Below are 17,408 nucleotides of genomic sequence, written 5' to 3'. Positions count from 1 at the left end.
TTCACCCCGAGATCCGGATGCCGACATCCAGGCCCCAGATCACGATCGTGAGGATCATGTCCAGGATGACCACCAGCACCAGACTGGCGCGAATCGCCCGGCCCGAGGCCCGGCCCACGCCCTCCGGTCCGCCCGAGGCGTAGAAGCCCTGGTAGCCGTGGATGAGAATGATGACGACCACGAAGATCGTCGCCTTGACCAGTGAGGCCAGCACATCGCCGGGCTGCAGGAAGGCGTCGAAATAGTGGTAGTAGGTACCCGAGGACTGCCCGTGCAGCACGTTCACCACGGTCGCGCACGAGAGGTACGACAGGATCAGCGTGAGCAGGTGCAACGGCACGATGGTGATCACGCCCGCGATCACGCGGGTGGTCACCACGAAGGGCATGGGCCGGATGCCGATGGCCTCCAGCGCGTCGATCTCCTCGGAGATGCGCATGGCTCCGATCTCGGCCGTCATGCGGCAACCCGCCTGGGCCGCAAAGCCGATGGCCGCCACCATGGGCGCCATCTCGCGGGTATTGGCGTAGGCGGAGACGAACCCCGTGAGCGGGCCCATGCCGACCATGTTCAGCGCGGTGAAACCCTCCACCCCGATGGAGCCGCCGACCGCGATGCCCAGGAACGCCAGCACCGCAACGGTGCCGCCGCCGACGATGATCGCCCCGGAGCCCCAGGTGATGTCGGACAGGATGAGCATGGTCTGGCGGCGGTAGATCCGCAGCGTGTGCGGGATGGCGGCGAGCACCTCGTAGACGAAAGTCGCCTGGTGGCCCAGGGATTCGAAGACGGACAGGGGCGCCTGCGCGCTCGCGCCGATGACCCGGCCCGCCGTCCCGAGCGGCGCGTATCTGGCTGGTACCTGTGTCATCAGCCCACCTGCGTCGGGATGAACATCGAAACCAGCTGGGTGATCACCAGATTCACGCCGAAGGCGGCGATCACGCCGATCACCACCGCGGCGTTCACGGCATTGGCCACCCCGCGCGGGCCGGCCGTGGCCTCGAGTCCGCGCTGACAGGACACCACCAGCACGATCACCCCGAAGACGATCGACTTCGCGATGGCCACCCACAGGTCGGTCAGCTTGGCGAAGGCCGCGAACGCGGACAGGTAGGAGCCGGGCGTCACGCCCTGGAAACCGACGGCGATCACATAGCCGGTGAACACGCCCATGAAGATGATCAGCATGCACAGCAGCGGCGTGAGCGCGATCATGGCGGCCAGCCGCGGCGCGACCAGCCGGCGCACCGGGTCGATTCCCATGACGCGCAAGGCATCCACTTCGTCGCGAATGGTGCGCGCACCCAGATCCGAGGCGATGGCCGACCCGGCCGCGCCGCCCAGCAGCAGCGCGGTCACCATGGGCGCGCCCTGCCGGATCACGCCCAGGCCGCCGGCCGCGCCGGACACCGAGCTCGCCCCCACCTGCTGGGTCAGGCTCCCCACCTGCACCGCCACGATGACGCCGAACGGAACCGACACCAGCACAGCGGGAATCGCCGTCACGCTGACGATGAACCAGCCCTGCTGTAGCGTGTCACGCCACGGATGGCGCAGTGTGACGATGTCGACGACCAGGAACCGGAAGGCCGCGGTCGCCAGCTGAATGGTGCGTCCGAATGTCCGCAGCCCCGAGAGAACGAATTCGATTGCCTGCCGTACCAACGGTTCCGGCCCCCGAACAGCCTTGTCGACCAATGTTCACCACCCCACAGCCCCACTGTTGGTCGATGCCGACCGGTCCCTCTGCTGACCGGTTCGAACTGACCGAGACAGTAATACAGATTTCGGACTGACGTGTCAGTCTTCACGGAAATACTCGCGGGCTTGACAGGGGCCCGCCGGCCGGGGAAAGATACGCGCGCCGCGCGAACAGCATGCCCTACCAGCAAGTTTCAGCAATGAGTCGGCAAATGCGAAATACCGCTGAGCCATTCGACTGGTCCAGCGGCATTTCGGATTTTGCGGGCGGTTAGCTCAACTGCGGGCGCATGCCCTCACGACTGTCCGGACAGTGCGACCGCCTCGGCCAGCGGCCGGGATTCGTCCACGCAGGCACCGGGATCCAGCACCGCGCCCCGCCCGATCAGGTCCTTTGCCGCCCGGAACTCCGCCGGCCGGGCAATGGCCACCGCACCGGTCGCGCGGCCCTCGCGCAGCGCGAGCACCGTCGCGTCCCCGGCCTCGACCCGGCCCCGCACCACCAGCTCGTCACCGGCGTGGATTACGCCCGCGAACTGCACGTTCCGGCCATACTGCAGCGACCAGCCCCAGGGGACCTCAGCAGCCGCGGCGGGCAATCCCAGCATCGATCGGGCCGCCGCCGCACCCTGGGACTGGGCGCTGTTCCAATGCTCCTCGCGCCGATACCCGCCCGACACGGGATCGAATCGGGCCACCGCGTCACCGGCCGCATAGACCCCGGGCGCGGATGTCCGATAGTGCTCGTCCACCCGAATCCCGTCACCCACCGCGAGCCCGGCAGCCTCGGCGAGCCGAGTGTCCGGGACAGATCCGATCGCGACCAGCATCGCGGCCGCCGTCCAGGTGCTGTCATCGGCGGCCACGGCGACCACCTCCGCACCGTCCTGGGCGAGATGCGTCAGCCGGACGTCGGTGTGGATCGCAACCCCGTTGTCCGCGTGCAACTTCCGGAGATAATCGCCGATCGCCCGTGGCGCGACGCGCTCCAGCGGCACAGCCGCCGCGTCCAGTACCGTGACCTCCGCACCCAGCCCCCGTGCGGTTGCCGCGACCTCGCACCCGATCAGCCCGGCCCCGACGATCAGCAGCGACCGGCCCTGTGCGATCGCCTCCCGCAGGACCTCCGCATCCGCCCGGCCGCGCAGGGTGTGGATCCGCTCGCCCGTGCCGGGACGCCGTCCCCCGATCTCGACACCCCTGCGGTCGAGATCGGGGCGGACCGGCGTGGCAGCCATCGACAATGCGCGCGGCCGGGCTCCGGTGGCCAGTAGCAGGGTGTCGTAGCCGATCGCCGTGCCGTCGGCCAGCCACACCAGCGCCGGGCCCGGGTCGATGGATTCGACCGTGGTGCCGGGGCGCAGGTCGATCCGGTGGGTGTGCCAGAAGTCCGTGGGCTGCAACAGGGTCCGGCGGTCCTCGACGGTTCCGGCGAGGAGTTCCTTCGACACCATGGGGCGGCGGTACGGGTGGCCGGGTTCCGCGCCGAGCAGCACGATCTCACCGGTGTAGCCCTCGGTGCGCAGGGTGCGGGCGGCGGTGGCACCCGCGACGCCCGCACCCACGATGACGATGCGGCCACTCACGCGCGGCTGACCTCGACCATCTCGAAATCGCTCTTGGCGGCGCCGCAATCCGGGCAGGACCAGTCGTCGGGGATGTCGTCCCAGCGGGTGCCGGCGGCGATGCCGTCCTCGGGCCAGCCCAGGGCCTCGTCGTATTCGAAGCCGCACTGCAGGCAGCGGAAGAGTTTGTAGTCGGTCATGAGTGGTGTCCCGTCGAGGTGGAAGTGGGTTCGAAATCGATCTTTTCGCGCACCCCGCAGTCGGGGCAGCACCAGTCGTCGGGGACGGCGGACCAGAGGGTGCCGGCCGGGAAGCCTTCCCGCGGCGCGCCTTTCACCTCGTCGTAGACGTAATCGCAGACCGGGCAACGGTAGGAGGACATCACGCCACCCCGTACTTCGCCAGCACGCGCGCCCGCTTGCGGGGCTGGATGTTCACCTTGGTGATGTCGCCCGAATAGTGCTCGAGCACCCGGTGATCCATCACCCGCCGCCACAGTGGCGGGAAGTAAGCCAGCGAGATCATGCTGGCGTAGCCGCTGGGCAGGTTCGGCGCGCCGTCCATACTGCGCAGCGTCTGATAGCGGCGGGTGGGGTTCGCGTGATGATCGCTGTGCCGCTGCAGGTGGTACAGGAAGATATTCGTGACGATGTGGTCGGAGTTCCAGCTGTGCTCCGGGGTGCACCGCTCGTAGCGACCGCTGGCGGTCTTCTGACGCATGAGGCCGTAGTGCTCGAGGTAGTTGACGGTCTCGAGCAGGGTGAAACCGTAGATCGCCTGGATCACCAGCCAGGGCAGCACCGCCGGGCCGAAGACCGCGGCCAGCACGCCCCACAGCACCACCGACATCAGCCAGGCGTTGAGCACGTCGTTGCGAATCGTCCACGGGCGCTTGCCCAGTCGCTCCAGTCGCTTGGCCTCCAGCTCCCACGACGAGCGCAGGCTGCCCCACACGCTGCGCGGCAGGAAGGACCAGAAAGTCTCGGCGAAGCGGGCGCTGGCCGGATCCTCGGGCGTGGCCACCCGCACGTGATGGCCGCGGTTGTGCTCGATGTAGAAGTGGCCGTAGCAGGTCTGGGCGAGCGTGATCTTCGACAGCCAGCGCTCCAATTCGTCCTTCTTGTGGCCGAGTTCGTGCGCGGTGTTGATGCCGACGCCGCCCATGACACCCATGCTCAGCGCCAGGCCGATCTTGGAGACCACGCCGAGGCCGCCGTCGATGCCCAGCCAGGACAGGTCGCTCGCGGTCCACAGGTAGCAGGCGACGGTCAGGCTCAGCAGCTGGAAGGGAATGTAGGTGTAGACGCAGTACCGGTAGTACTTGTCGTTCTCCAGGTACTCCATCACCTCGTCGGGCGGGTTCTGGCCGTCCGGGCCGAAGAAGCGGTCCAGCACCGGCAACAGCCCGTACACCAGCAGCGGGCCGATCCACCACCAGACCGGGGCGACGACCGACCAGCCGAGCTCGTTGAATGCCCACACCAGCACCATCGCCACGAACAGGGCGGTCGGGGGTACGAGCCCGAACAACCACAGATATCGCTTGCGGTCACGCCACTGAGGGCGGGCCGAAGCCTCCGACTGCCGGCTGCGTCCAACTCGAGAACGAGACGTCGTCATTGCCGTACTCCTTGCATTTACACTTTCCGAAGAACTGTATTCATTAGATACACTGTGATCCAGTCTGTCAACGACGGGACGAAAGTTGAGCTCATGTACCATCAGGACGTGGTTGAAGCGCCGAACTTCCAGACAGAGATGCGGCAGTTGCTGCGCGAGCGGATCATCGACGCGGGCCGGCGGATAGTCATCACCGAGGGCTGGGGCGCGGTGAACATGTCGCGGCTGGCCAAGGAGGTCGGCGTGAGCCGGCCGGTGCTCTACAAGGAATTCGCCAACAAGCACGAGCTGGCCGAAGTGGTGATCCAGCAGGAGGTCGACGTCTTCCTGGTCGGCATCGCCGAGAGCCTGGCCGCGCATCCCGCGGACGTGGCGGCCGGCATGACCCAGGCGGTCGACTACACGCTGCGGACCGGCGCCGACAACACCCTGCTCAAGGCGGTACTGGCCGGACGGTCGGAGACCGACACCGCCCTGCTGCCGGTGCTGATGACCGAGACCGAGCCGGTTCTGGGCCGCGCGATCACCGCGGTCTCGGGCGCGCTTCGCACGCAGTACGGGCTCGAGGATATGAGCGATGCCGAGCTGACCTCGATGTCGGAGGTCTTGGTCCGGCTCGCGCTGAGCCATCTGTTCCAGCCGACGGGCCCGATCGACCGGGCCGTCGGCCAGATCCATCGGGTGATCGTCGGCGCCTTCGGCGCGGCGCTGGAATAGCCTGCCGCGCAGGCGGATCGGGCCGTCTCGCCAGGTCGGGACGAAATCAGGTCAGGCGCGCGGCGAGCCTGGTGGCGTTCATGTGGGCGATGGCCTCGATGCTGACCATCGGGTTCACGCCGGAGGCGGTCGGGAAGCAGGAGCCGTCGGCCACCACGATATTCGGGACGTCCCAGGTGACACCGTCGGGATTGGTGGCCGAATCCGCGGGTGAGCCGCCCATGCGGGCCGAGCCCATGATGTGCAGCGCGCCCATCGAGCACCGGCCCGGCGCGTACCCGGCCGCGGCGGCCTGCGCGGCGAACTCCTCGTGCGAACCGCTCGCGCCGGGCGCGTAGCCGACTCCGGCCTGATGGCCGGAGTAGATCCGCTCCGCCCCGGCCGCCTCCAGAATGCGTGCGGCATTGACGATTCCGGTGTGCATGTGGGCGGCATCGCGGGCGGAGATGCGGTAGCGCACCACCGCCTCACCCCGGCGGTCGGTCTCGACCGAGCCGTGGTCGCGGTCGCGGGTGATCACGCCGACGGCCACGGTATTGGCGAGCTTCAGCATGCGGTCGCGATGGGCGACCGCGCCGGTCCAGGCCTGGAAGCCGACCGACATGCCCGGGGTCATGGGGCCGGTCTCGTAGATGACGCCGTATCCGTTCCCGTCGAGGTCGCCGTCCTGCTTGGAGTAGCGGGTCTGCATGCCGCCCTCCCAGGGGCGGATATCCTCGTCGAAGACCCCGAAAACCGCTGTGGCCGGGTGCAATCGGAGGAAGTCGCCGATATTGCGGTTGCCCAGGCCGGAACGGCGCAACAGGGCGGGGGTCTGGATGGCCCCGGCGGCGACCACCACCGCGCGGGCCCGCACCCAGACCGAACGACCCTCGGCCGTCACGGCTTCCACGCCGGTGGCGCTGCCATTGGCAACCACGATGCGCCGCACATCGGTGCCCACGAACAGGCGTGCGCCCGCCGCGGCCGCATCCGCCAGCCAGGTCTTGACCACCGACTGCTTCGCGCCGATCCGGCAGCCGAAACCGCAACGCCCGCATTCGATTCCGGCATCGCAGTGGGTCACATTGCGCGGCAGCGGCTCGACGTGCCAGTCCAGCTTGCGCAGGCCGCGCTCGAGAATCTCGTCGCGGTGTGAGGCGGGTGAGTGATCGAGGTTCACCCCGAGGCGCGACACCACGGCCTCGAGGGCGTCGGTGTACTCCTGCTCGGCGAACTGCCGTGCGCCCAGCCGGGCCCATTCCGCGCGGACATCGTCCGGGGTGCGGAAGGAGGTGGTCCAGTTGACCACCGTGCCGCCGCCCAGCGCGGTCCCCGCGACCAGCCCGAGCTGACCTTCGGCGGTGGCGGCCGGGCCGGGGGCGTACAGCTTCAGGAAGCCTTCCTTCTCGCCGATGCCGAAATCCGGATCGTCGTAGTACTCACCGCGTTCCAGCACCACCACGTCGAGCCCGGCCCGGGCCAGCACCGCCGCGGCCGTGCCGCCGCCCGCACCCGACCCGATGACGACCACATCGCACACGACGGTGGTGTCGGCATCCGGACGCTGCGGGCTGAGCCCGCGCTGCGCGCCCTCGACCGGCCCGAAGGCGGGCGGAATGCCGATCCGATCCCACACCGGATTGATCCCGGTGGGCCCGGGCGTCAAGTAGTAGGAGGTGACCGCCGCCCCCTTCAATGCCTGGAACAGCGACCGCTTCTGCTCGAGCCGCGAATTGGCCATCCCCAGCAGCCACCGCTCCCGGTCCTCGGCGCTCAGCCGCGAGAACTTCCGCCAGCCCGCGCCGTTGAGCAACCCGAACAGCCGTGAATCCCATACGCGCATCAGCAGTTCGAACTGCCGGCGTTCCGCCTCCCGCGGATTGCGCCCGAGTAGTTCGGTGACGGTGTCGACCACCCCCAGCTCGGTGGCCGCCGGCAGATCACCCCCGTCCCCCGGCGCGAAGCTGTCACACACCATTCCGAGTACGGCACGCCGCGCCGCGTCTGAAGCCATGCCGCCATCATGCGCCACACCCCCGCCGCTGTCCCTGCAAATGCGGCACACCGCCCTCACTTGTCTCGCCGGAATCCGGCTACCCTCGAATCGCCCCATCCGTCCGAACCGGTCAGGACCACGCGTGACACTCGACCAGAACTGGGATCGCATCCGCGACACCGTATCCCGCGCCGGACACTGCGCGATCGCCTCGGTGAATGCGGACGGTTCGCCGCATGTCACGCCGATCGGCACGGTCTTCCTGGGCGACACCGGAACCGGGTTCTATTTCGACCAGTACACCGAGGCGCTGGCCCGCAACCTGGACGCCGATTCCCGGGTGTGCGTGCTGGCCGTGGACAGCAGTCCGCTGTTCTGGTTCCGGTCCCTGCTGACGGCGCGCTTCGCGGCCCCGCCCGGGGTCCGCCTCTACGGCACGGTAGGCGCGAAGCGCCTCGCCACCGACGAGGAACTGCGGCAGGTACGGAATCGGGTGCGAATTCCCGTGCGCCTCAAGGGCGGCCGACTGCTGTGGTCGGATTTCAGCCATGTTCGGGATCTCACCTTCACCGACTATCGACCGGTTCGGTACCCGCACATGATGTCTCATCTCTGGCAGTAGTGGGGCCGAGCCGGTTCGCCGGGTTGGCACGATTCGACACTTCTCTGCAGGCGTCGGGCGTGCGAAAGTTGCTCGGCGAGTAGTGCGGATACCGACTCCGTGAGGTGAGGGCATGATGATCGCGTTGTGGGTGGCGCTGCCTTATGCCGCCATGCTGTCGTGCGCGATCGGGCATGTCTGGCGGTATCGGCGCGATGGGTTCCGCGGGTATCTGTATGGGCCGCACATCGATCGAGCGCAGCGGGCCGGGATCGCAGCGGTGCGCGTCGGCTTCCCGATCGTGTTCCTGGTGCGGGTAGTGGAAATGCTTGCGTCCGGACCGCATTCGCGACCCGGCCACGGTATCCAGCTGGTGCTGGCGGCCATTCAGATCGTGGCCGTGCCGGTGACCATCGCGGGGGTGGCGCTCATCCTGATTCCGCCGCTGATCGATGCCGATGTCCGGCAGCGGGTGACCCCGGTGGACCGCATCACGCTGCCGCTGCTGGCGGCGGCGCTCATGTCGGCCGTGCTGGTGACGTTCGACGGCGGGTCCACCGACGGCCGATACCGCACCGCCGAAACGCTTTTCACCTGGGCGCGCTCGCTGATCGCCCTGCATCCGGAACCTGCGGTCATGGACCACGCCCCGATCCTGTACCAGGCGCGCGGACTCATCGTGGTGCTGATCATCGCGGTCTGGCCCTACACCCGCCTGGCCGGCATCCTCACCGTCCCCGTGGTGCGCGTCGTCCGCCAGGTCGCCGCCGCCCCTTACCGGTCCGCGCCGTCGGTCTGATCCTCCCGGGACCGCGATTTCCGGGAGGTTGCTCCCATCCCCTGAGTAATTCGAGTAATGCGGTACTCAGGACGCGGCCGCCGGGGTTGGCAACACTCGGGCAATGGCGCGCATTTTCCTCAGCCATTCCAGCCGGGACAACCGGCAGGCTATCGCGCTGAAGGCCTGGCTCGTCGAGCAGGACCCGGCTCTGGTCGGCGAGATCTTCCTCGACCTGGATCCCGACACGGGTATCGCGCCCGGGGTCCGCTGGAAGGATGCGCTGGTCCGGGCCACTTCCCGGTGCGAGGCCGTGATCTGCCTGATCTCGGAGACCTGGGATTCGTCGGCGGAATGCCGCACCGAGGTCCGGACGGCGGAGAACCTCAACAAACGAATTTTCGCCGTGCGTCTGGAACCGTTCGTAAGCCGCGAATCCACTCGGGAGTGGCAGCAGAGCGATCTGTTCGGCCCCGGCCCCATGACAGCGATCCCGGTACCCGGGGGTCCGCCCGTCGAATTCGCGAGCGAGGGCCTGCGGCGGCTGCGGCGCGGATTGCGCGAAGCAGGTATCGGGGCCGAATACTTCGAGTGGCCGCCGCCGAATGATCCCGGGCGCGCGCCCTATCGCGGATGGGAGCCGTTCGAAGCGATCGACGCGGCCGTGTACTTCGGCCGGGACGCCCAGATCGTGCGCGGCCTGGACATGCTGCGCGGCATGCGGGCCGCCCGCGTCGAGAATCTGTTCGTCATCCTCGGCCCGTCAGGCGCCGGCAAGTCGTCGTTCCTGCGGGCCGGACTACTCCCGCGGTTGCGCCGCGACGACCGGCATTTCCTGGTGCTCGACATCGTCCGGCCCGAACGTGCCGCGGTGACGGGTCCGATCGGCCTGGCCGCAGCACTGTTCGAGGTGCGGCAGCGGCTGGGGCTCACCCGCCCCACCCTCGGTGCGATCAAGGCGGCATGCGCGTCCGATCCGGGGCGGGTCACCGCCTGGCTGAGGGAGGCGCAGGCGGCCGCGACGGACGGCCTGCCCGAGTCGAACGACACCGCGCCGCCGACCCTCGTGCTCCCGGTGGATCAGGCCGAGGAACTGTTCGGCGGTGAGGCCGGACCCGAGGCCGGGGTGTTCCAGTCGATTCTCGCCCGGCTCGTGGCCGACGGCCTGGATCTCATTGCCGCACTGACCATTCGGGCCGACCGCTACGAGCCGCTGCAGACCTCGCCTGCGCTGGCGGCCGTGAAGAGCGTGGTGTTCGACGAATTACGGCCCCTGCAGCCCGCGCGGTTCGCCGAGGTCGTGCAAGGTCCGGCGGAGCGCGCGACCGCGGCCGGCAATCCGCTCGTGGTGCGCGAGGATCTCGTGGAACGGCTGCTCGCCGACTGCGCGGACAGCGCGAATCCCCTGCCGCTGCTGTCCCTGACACTGTGGCGGCTGTACCTCGACTACGCCGCCGCCGGAGAACTGACCGTCGCCGACTACCAGGCGATGGGCGGGATGGCGCACGTGGTCGAATCGGAGATCGATTCGATTCTCACCCGGGACGACTCGATGCGGCCGCGGCAACTGGCCGAGTTGCGCGCCGCCTTCGTACCCTGGCTGGCCACCATCGCCCCGGACCACGACCAGCCGCTGCGCCGCATCGCCCGCCTGAGCGACCTGCCCGCCACCAGCCGCCCGCTCATCGCCGCGTTCGTCGACCATCGGCTGGTGGTCCAGGACGAACGCGGCGGCGAGACCACCGTCGAGGTGGCGCTGGAAAGCCTGCTCAGCGAGTGGCCCGCGCTCGCCCAATGGCTGCGCGAGGAGGCCACCGATCTGCGCACCGCCGACGGCCTCGACCGCGCCGCCGCCGAATGGGAGAGCAGCGGACGCGACGACGCCTGGCTGATGTCGGGCGCCCGGCTCCACGAGGCCGAAAAAGTCTCCGCGACACCGAATTTCGCCGATCGACTGGCCTCCGCGCGCGAGTTCCTCACCGCCTCCCGGCAGCGGCAGGACGCCGAGACCGCAGCCGAACAGCGCCGCCACGAAAAGGAACTGAACGACGCGCGCGCCTACGCCGCCGGACTACGCCGGCGGTCACACATCCTGCGGGCGGTGCTGGCGCTCACCGTCATCGCGGCCCTGGTCGCCGTATTCTTCGGCGTCCGAGCCACATTGGCGCAGAACGAGGCGGATCAGCGGCTCCACGAAGCGACCGCGCTGCGCCTGGTCTCCGAGGGGCAGGCCATGCTCGCCGGGGCGCGGCCCGGCGGCGACACCCGAGCCATCGAGGAGATCCTCGCGGCACGCCAGATCGGCTCGCAGCCCGACGACGGCGCGGTCCTCGACGCGCTGTCAGTCACGGCCGACGAGGTGAAGATATTCGACACGCCCGCACAGAATTCCGTCACGGCATTCGCCGTCAGCCCCGACGGGCAGCATGCGGCGTCAGCGAGTGCGGGAACCGTGCAGCTGCGCGATGGCAGCACCGGCCAGGCCACGGGGGCAGCATTCACCGCGCACAACAACAGTGCGGTGAACAGCCTGGCGTTCAGCGCGGATGGAACCCGCCTAGCCTCGGCGGGCAGCGACGGAACAGTGCAGGTGTGGGACGCCCGGAACGGCTCACATCTCGCCGGTCCATTTCGGATTGGAAAATACGCGGTCCTGTCGGTCGCATTGAGTCGCGATGGGCTTCGGCTCGCCGCAGGCATATACCCCGGCACGATTCAGATATGGGATGTCGTTGCCGGACAACAGCTCCGCGTTGTCGAGGCGACTGGAGCGCCCTTGCAGATGGCCTTCCTGCCCGACGGAACCCACCTTGCCGCCACCGAGGATTCCGGTTTGCAACTCTGGAACGTGGAAACGGGCAGCGCGGTCGCGCGAACACCCGATCAGCAGTACGACGCCGCCCTCGCCGTCGCGGTCGATCCGAGCGGCAGCTTGATCGTGTCCGGCAGCACCGACCGACTCGTTCACTTCTGGGACGCGACAACCCTGCAGCCGGTCGGGTCGGCCCTCAGCGGTCAGGGTGACAGCGTGGGAGCCGTCGCATTCAGTGCGGACGGACGCCGTGTGGTGTCCGGCAGCCTCGACGGAGCGATCCGCGTGTGGGATGCCGCGTCCCGGCAGCCGATCGGCCATCCTCTGATCGGGCATCACAGAAGTGTCCGCGGCGTTGGTTTCAGCGCCGATGGGCACGAGGTGCTGTCGGGCGGCGATGAAACCGTCCGGGCATGGAACGCCGATGCCGTCGCCACCATCGGCACGACCTTGGCCACGAACGACGACTCGGTGACGTCCATCCACTACAGCGCGGACGGCACTCGCCTCGTGTCGGCCGGCTCTCGGAACGATCGGGATACGAGTGTTCCCGGCATCATTCGCCTGTGGGACGTCGGCACCGGGACCCTCCGAACGAGCATTCCCACAGACCCGATGATTCCCTACAACGCGTTCTTCAACCCGGACGGCAACCGGATCATCGCCTACGAAATCGGATTCAAAGCCCCGTCGGATCGCGTCGTCACGAGCATCGATGACCTGGACTTCGTCTACGCGCTCGCGACCTTCGACGCCAACACCGGCGCACCACTGTACAAATGGGAGATCGACGCGCAGAAGTCGGCCAGCACGGCGGTGCTGAGCCCAGACGGAACTGCACTCGCCACGGTCGGCGGCGTGATGCCGAAGAACTTCCTCACCGAGGGTGCCCGGGCGTACGACCCCACATCGCCGTCGCTCGGGCTGGATTTCAGTGTCGACCTGTGGGATCCGAGCACCGGACACCGCATCGGCGCTCCGATCGACGAACATTCGGCGGTCAACGCCGTCGCGTTCAGCCGCGACGGCCGACACCTGGTCACCAATGGCGGACTCGCCCAACTCCGGATGTGGGATGTGAACTCCCACCGTCAGGTCGGCGAGCCATTTTTCGACACCGATTCGCCGAGGCTGCTCGCGTTCAGCCCCGACAGCCGCCGACTCGCTGCAGCGACCTCCGACTCCATTCGCCTGTTCGATGTCGATTCCCGACAGGCGATCGGCGGCCCGATGCAAGATCCCGCCCGGGCGATCGAGGCCATCTCATTCAGTTCGGACGGCCGATATCTGATCGCGGCCACGGGCAAGACGATTCGGATCTGGGATGCCGCCTCCGGCTTGCCCATCGGACAGCCGATCGCCGGCCCTTCCGACACCGTCACCGCACTGGCCGTCGCCCCCGGCGGCCGCCAACTGGTGACCGGCAGCGACAAGAACGGAACCATCAACGTGTGGCCCGGTCCCGCCGTCTGGCCGGACCGGTTGTGCGACAAGCTCAGCGCGAATATGAGCCACAAGGAGTGGAACGAATGGGTGTCACCGAGCATCCCTTACCGCAAGGCCTGCCAGAACCTGCCGGTCGCACCGGACGCGGGCACATGAGCACGGACGACGAGGTCGTCGCCGAACTGTGGGCCGAACGGCTGCGCTGGTCACAGACCGCCGGGCGGCTGAAACACCGTCTCGATCGGGCGCGGATCACCGCGTTCGCGGCCGGCACCCTCGGAGCGTTGTGCACGACCACCACCGCGACCGTGCTGCATTCGGGCGGCCCGGCACGAACCTGGGCCGCGGCCCTCGGCGCGGTGTGCCTGGCCCTCGCCGCATTCGTCGGCATCCAGTTCCTCACCCCCGATACCGTCCGGGCATGGACGCGGGCGCGCGCGACCTCGGAGGGCATCAAGCGGCTGATCTACGAATTCCGCGCCGGCGCCGTGATCGGCATCGACGCCCTGCGTCACAAGGCTGCCGAAATCGTCACCGCCGCGACGGATCTGCTGCCCTACGTCGACTCCGATGCGACGCCGGGGACCCCGCCGCCGGCAGCCATGACGCCGGAAACATATGTCCGGCAACGGATCCGGGGCCAGATCGACGACTACTACCGGCCGATGGCCCGCCGGTACACACGGCGCACGGCACGCTGGCGCCGGGTGACGATAGCCCTGGGCATGGCGACCGCGCTGATGGCGGCGGCCGCCGCCATCACCCCGGGCAGCGGACCCACCGCCCTGGCGCCCTGGGTCGCGGTCCTCACTACGGCCACCGCCAATATCGCCGCCTACCTGACCGGCCAGCGCTACGACTACCTGGCCATGACCTACCTGGCCGCCGCCCATCACCTCCAGAGCCTCGCCGACGACCGCGCCACAAGTGTGAGCACCGACTGGCCCGCCTTCGTCGCCGCCTGCGAATCCGTCATCGCCACCGAAAACACCGCCTGGATGGCCAAGTGGTCCGAACAGGACAGCGCCCGTTGAGAATCGGCCCGCGCCAACGGTGCGATCGTCCCGGCCCGCGGACCCGGGCCGCTAGAGTCGGGCTCGACACGGTTGCCGGTCCCGACCCACGCCCGAGGGAGCCACCGACATGCACGATGACCGCCGGTTGATCGAAGACAGGCTCGGGCGAGTGCTCGACCGCATCGTCCCCGCCGTCTATCCGGAGTCGGTGCCGCTGCGGGCCTCGATCTGGGCGGCGCCGGGCGAACCGGTGCCGGTCGCCGAGGGGCTGACCGCGCCCCGCACGCCGACCGGGCCGGGCGCCCGCTGGGGTGCGCCGTGGGGCACCAGCTGGCTCACCGTCGAAGGGACGGTGCCGCCGAGCTGGGCCGGCCGGACCGTCGAGGCGATCATCGATCTCGGATTCGACCAGGGCATGACCGGATTTCAATGCGAGGGCCTGGTGTATCGCGCCGACGGGACGCCGGTGAAGGGGCTGCATCCGCGGAATCGGTGGGTGCGCGTGGCGGCGCCCGCGGCCGGGGGCGAGCAGGTGCTGCTGCATGTGGAGGCGGCGTCCAACCCGGTAATCCCGTTCTTCGGGCCGACCGCGCTCGGCGATCGGGAGACCGCCGGGACCGAACCCCAATACCGTTTGGGCCGCCTGGATCTCGCGGTGTTCGACGAGGAGGTCTGGCAGCTGGTGCAGGACCTCGAGGTGCTCGGGGAACTCATGCACGAGATGCCGGAGGATCCCGCGCGGCGCTACGACATCGTGCGGGCCATCGAGCGCGCACTCGACGCCATCGACCTCCAGCACGTGAACGCGGGCGCGAGCGCCGCCCGCGCCTGCCTGGCCGAGGCGCTGGCCCAGCCCGCCATCCCCTCGGCACACCGCATCTCCGCGGTCGGGCACGCGCACATCGACACGGCATGGTTGTGGCCGTTGCGCGAGACGGTGCGCAAGGTCGCGCGGACCGCCGCCTCCATGACCGCTCTGCTCGACGACGACCCCGACTTCATCTTCACGATGTCCCAAGCGGCGCAATACGACTTCCTCAAACAGCACCGGCCCGAGATCTACGCGCGAGTCAAGGCGGCGGTGGCCGAGGGGCGGTTCGTGCCGGCCGGCGGCATGTGGGTGGAGTCGGATACCAACATGCCGGGCTCCGAGGCCATGGCGCGGCAGTTCGTGCACGGCAAACGGTTCTTCCTCGCGGAGTTCGGCATCGAGAACGAGGAGGCCTGGCTGCCCGACACCTTCGGCTTCGCGGCCGGGCTGCCGCAGATCATCAAGGCGGCGGGCTCCAGATGGTTACTGACACAGAAGATCTCGTGGAGCCAGACCAACCGGTTCCCGCACCACACCTTCCTGTGGGAGGGCATCGACGGGACCCGCATCTTCACCCACTTCCCGCCCGTCGACACCTACAACTGCTCGATGCAGGGCCGCGAAATCGCCCATGCGGCACGGAATTTCAAGGAGAAGGGGCGGGCGACCCGGTCGCTCGCACCGACCGGGTGGGGTGACGGCGGCGGCGGAACCACCCGCGAGATGGTCGCCAAGGCCGCCCGGATGCGCGATCTCGAGGGCGCGCCCACGGTCCGGTGGGACCGGCCCGCCGACTTCTTCGCCGCGGCCGAGGCCGAATACCCGAACCCGGCGGTGTGGGTGGGCGAGCTGTACCTGGAGCTGCATCGCGCGACCCTGACCAGCCAGGCCAGGACCAAGCAGGGCAATCGGCGCAGTGAGCATCTGCTGCGCGAGGCCGAACTGTGGGCCGCCACCGCGGCCGTGCGGACCGGATTCGAGTACCCCGCCGCCGAGCTGGACCGGCTCTGGAAGACCGTGCTGCTGCACCAGTTCCACGACATTCTGCCGGGCTCCTCGATCGCGTGGGTGCATCGCGAGGCCGAGCGCACCTACACCGAGGTCGCCGCCGAGCTGTCGGCGATCATCGAACGCGCACAGTGGGCCCTGGGCGGTGAACGGTCGGGGCCGAACGTCTTCAATCCGGCGCCGCACGCCTGGCGCGGGATTCCCGCCGGTGGCGCGGCGCCCGAGGAGCCGGGCCGGGACTGCACCGTGGCCGAGCGGACCGGCGGCGGGTTCGTGCTGGCGAACGGCCTGGTGCGGGCCGAGGTGGACGCGCGCGGTCTGCTGGTGTCGCTGTACGACATCGAGCACGACCGCGAGACCCTGCCGCCCGGTGCGATGGCGAATCTGCTACAGCTGCACCAGGACTACCCCAACTCGTGGGACGCCTGGGATGTCGATCGCTTCTACCGCAACAACGTCACCGACCTGGCCGGCATCGACTTCCTTACGGCGGAGACGGATTCACCGGCAGCGGTCGTGGTTCGCCTCGGGCGGTCCTTCGGGTCCTCGACCGTCGAGCAGACCCTCACCCTGCGATCGAACGACCCGGCCCTGGAGATCGCCACCTCCGTCGACTGGCACGAGACGGAGAAATTCCTCAAACTCGCATTCCCCCTGGACATTCACGCCGACCGCTACGCGTCGGAAACCCAGTTCGGTCACCTCTTCCGACCCACCCACACCAATACCAGCTGGGAGTACGCCAAGTTCGAGGCCTGCAATCACCGCTTCATCCACCTGGCGGAACCCGGCTGGGGCGTGGCCCTGGTCAACGACTCCACCTACGGCCACGACCTCACCCGCACGGTCCGGCCGGACGGGGGCGCCACCGTCACCGTGCGCGCCTCCCTGTTGCGTGCGCCGCGATTCCCCGACCCCCATACCGACCAGGGCGCCCACCATTTCCGGCACGCCCTGGTCCCGGGCGCCTCGATCAGCGATGCGGTCCGGGCGGGATACCGAATCAACCTGCCGCCCTTCACACCCGGCGTCGCCGAGCCGGTCGCGCCGCTGGTCACCATCGACAACGACGATGTGGTGACCAGCGCCGTCAAACTCGCCGACGACGGATCCGGTGATGTGATCGTGCGCGTCTACGAGGCGGGCGGCGGCCGCGCCTCGGCGCTGCTGACCCCCGAGTTCGCGACCACCGGCTGCCACTGCTGCGACCTGCTGGAGCGACCGCTGCCCGGCGAGACGACCGCGACGCCGGAGGGCCGGGGAATTCGATTGCGACTGCGGCCTTTTCAGTTGGTGACCCTCCGATTCGGCCGCCGGTGACGCCATTTCGTTCCGAACTCCGAAAACCCGTG

General features: G+C 68.9%; 13 protein-coding genes. 6 read left to right on the top strand and 7 right to left on the bottom strand.

Features of this window, described 5'->3' with window-relative positions:
* Position 1: 1 nt before the first annotated feature.
* The 6 genes from ACWEQQ_RS07970 to ACWEQQ_RS07945 form a co-directional block, all read right to left on the bottom strand.
* Positions 2 to 871 (bottom strand): MlaE family ABC transporter permease, encoded by an 870-nt coding sequence (locus ACWEQQ_RS07970; RefSeq protein WP_379384822.1) that lies wholly within the window; start codon positions 869 to 871, stop codon positions 2 to 4.
* Positions 871 to 1,701 (bottom strand): MlaE family ABC transporter permease, encoded by an 831-nt coding sequence (locus ACWEQQ_RS07965; RefSeq protein ID WP_452338805.1) that lies wholly within the window; start codon positions 1,699 to 1,701, stop codon positions 871 to 873. The genes ACWEQQ_RS07970 and ACWEQQ_RS07965 overlap by 1 nt, the downstream gene beginning before the upstream one ends.
* 299 nt (positions 1,702 to 2,000) lie before the next feature.
* Complete coding sequence (locus ACWEQQ_RS07960; RefSeq protein WP_452338806.1) at positions 2,001 to 3,290, bottom strand: NAD(P)/FAD-dependent oxidoreductase; 1,290 nt, start codon at positions 3,288 to 3,290, stop codon at positions 2,001 to 2,003.
* Positions 3,287 to 3,469 (bottom strand): rubredoxin, encoded by a 183-nt coding sequence (locus ACWEQQ_RS07955; protein WP_452347671.1) that lies wholly within the window; start codon positions 3,467 to 3,469, stop codon positions 3,287 to 3,289. The genes ACWEQQ_RS07960 and ACWEQQ_RS07955 overlap by 4 nt, the downstream gene beginning before the upstream one ends.
* Positions 3,466 to 3,651: a rubredoxin gene (locus ACWEQQ_RS07950; RefSeq protein WP_452347670.1), complete on the bottom strand. Its 186-nt coding sequence runs from the start codon at positions 3,649 to 3,651 to the stop codon at positions 3,466 to 3,468. Before ACWEQQ_RS07950 ends, ACWEQQ_RS07955 begins: the two co-directional genes overlap by 4 nt.
* On the bottom strand, positions 3,651 to 4,889 hold the full coding sequence (locus ACWEQQ_RS07945) for an alkane 1-monooxygenase (protein WP_452338809.1): 1,239 nt from the start codon (positions 4,887 to 4,889) through the stop codon (positions 3,651 to 3,653). Before ACWEQQ_RS07945 ends, ACWEQQ_RS07950 begins: the two co-directional genes overlap by 1 nt.
* Before the next feature lie 108 nt (positions 4,890 to 4,997).
* Here ACWEQQ_RS07945 and ACWEQQ_RS07940 point away from each other — a divergent pair, with 108 nt between their 5' ends.
* Positions 4,998 to 5,606: a TetR family transcriptional regulator gene (locus ACWEQQ_RS07940; protein ID WP_452338810.1), complete on the top strand. Its 609-nt coding sequence runs from the start codon at positions 4,998 to 5,000 to the stop codon at positions 5,604 to 5,606.
* 46 nt (positions 5,607 to 5,652) lie between these two features.
* Here the strand turns inward: ACWEQQ_RS07940 and ACWEQQ_RS07935 are convergent, their stop codons facing one another.
* Positions 5,653 to 7,602, bottom strand: coding sequence for a GMC family oxidoreductase N-terminal domain-containing protein (locus ACWEQQ_RS07935; RefSeq protein WP_452347669.1), 1,950 nt, complete (start codon positions 7,600 to 7,602; stop codon positions 5,653 to 5,655).
* 124 nt (positions 7,603 to 7,726) lie between these two features.
* Between ACWEQQ_RS07935 and ACWEQQ_RS07930 the strand changes: the two genes are divergently transcribed.
* The 5 genes from ACWEQQ_RS07930 (at position 7,727) to ACWEQQ_RS07910 (ending at position 17,376) form a co-directional block, all read left to right on the top strand.
* Positions 7,727 to 8,206, top strand: a complete 480-nt coding sequence (locus tag ACWEQQ_RS07930) for a pyridoxamine 5'-phosphate oxidase family protein (protein WP_452347668.1) — start codon at positions 7,727 to 7,729, stop codon at positions 8,204 to 8,206.
* A gap of 112 nt (positions 8,207 to 8,318) precedes the next feature.
* Positions 8,319 to 8,984 (top strand): respiratory nitrate reductase subunit gamma, encoded by a 666-nt coding sequence (locus tag ACWEQQ_RS07925; RefSeq protein WP_452338813.1) that lies wholly within the window; start codon positions 8,319 to 8,321, stop codon positions 8,982 to 8,984.
* A 103-nt stretch (positions 8,985 to 9,087) separates the two neighbouring features.
* Positions 9,088 to 13,377: an nSTAND1 domain-containing NTPase gene (locus ACWEQQ_RS07920; protein ID WP_452347667.1), complete on the top strand. Its 4,290-nt coding sequence runs from the start codon at positions 9,088 to 9,090 to the stop codon at positions 13,375 to 13,377.
* On the top strand, positions 13,374 to 14,255 hold the full coding sequence (locus ACWEQQ_RS07915; protein WP_452347666.1) for a DUF4231 domain-containing protein: 882 nt from the start codon (positions 13,374 to 13,376) through the stop codon (positions 14,253 to 14,255). Before ACWEQQ_RS07920 ends, ACWEQQ_RS07915 begins: the two co-directional genes overlap by 4 nt.
* Before the next feature lie 109 nt (positions 14,256 to 14,364).
* Positions 14,365 to 17,376, top strand: coding sequence for an alpha-mannosidase (locus ACWEQQ_RS07910; RefSeq protein WP_452347665.1), 3,012 nt, complete (start codon positions 14,365 to 14,367; stop codon positions 17,374 to 17,376).
* Positions 17,377 to 17,408 lie beyond the last annotated feature (32 nt).

The organism is Nocardia sp. NPDC004123 (assembly GCF_053603795.1).
This window is presented reverse-complemented; position numbering and strand designations above follow the sequence as displayed.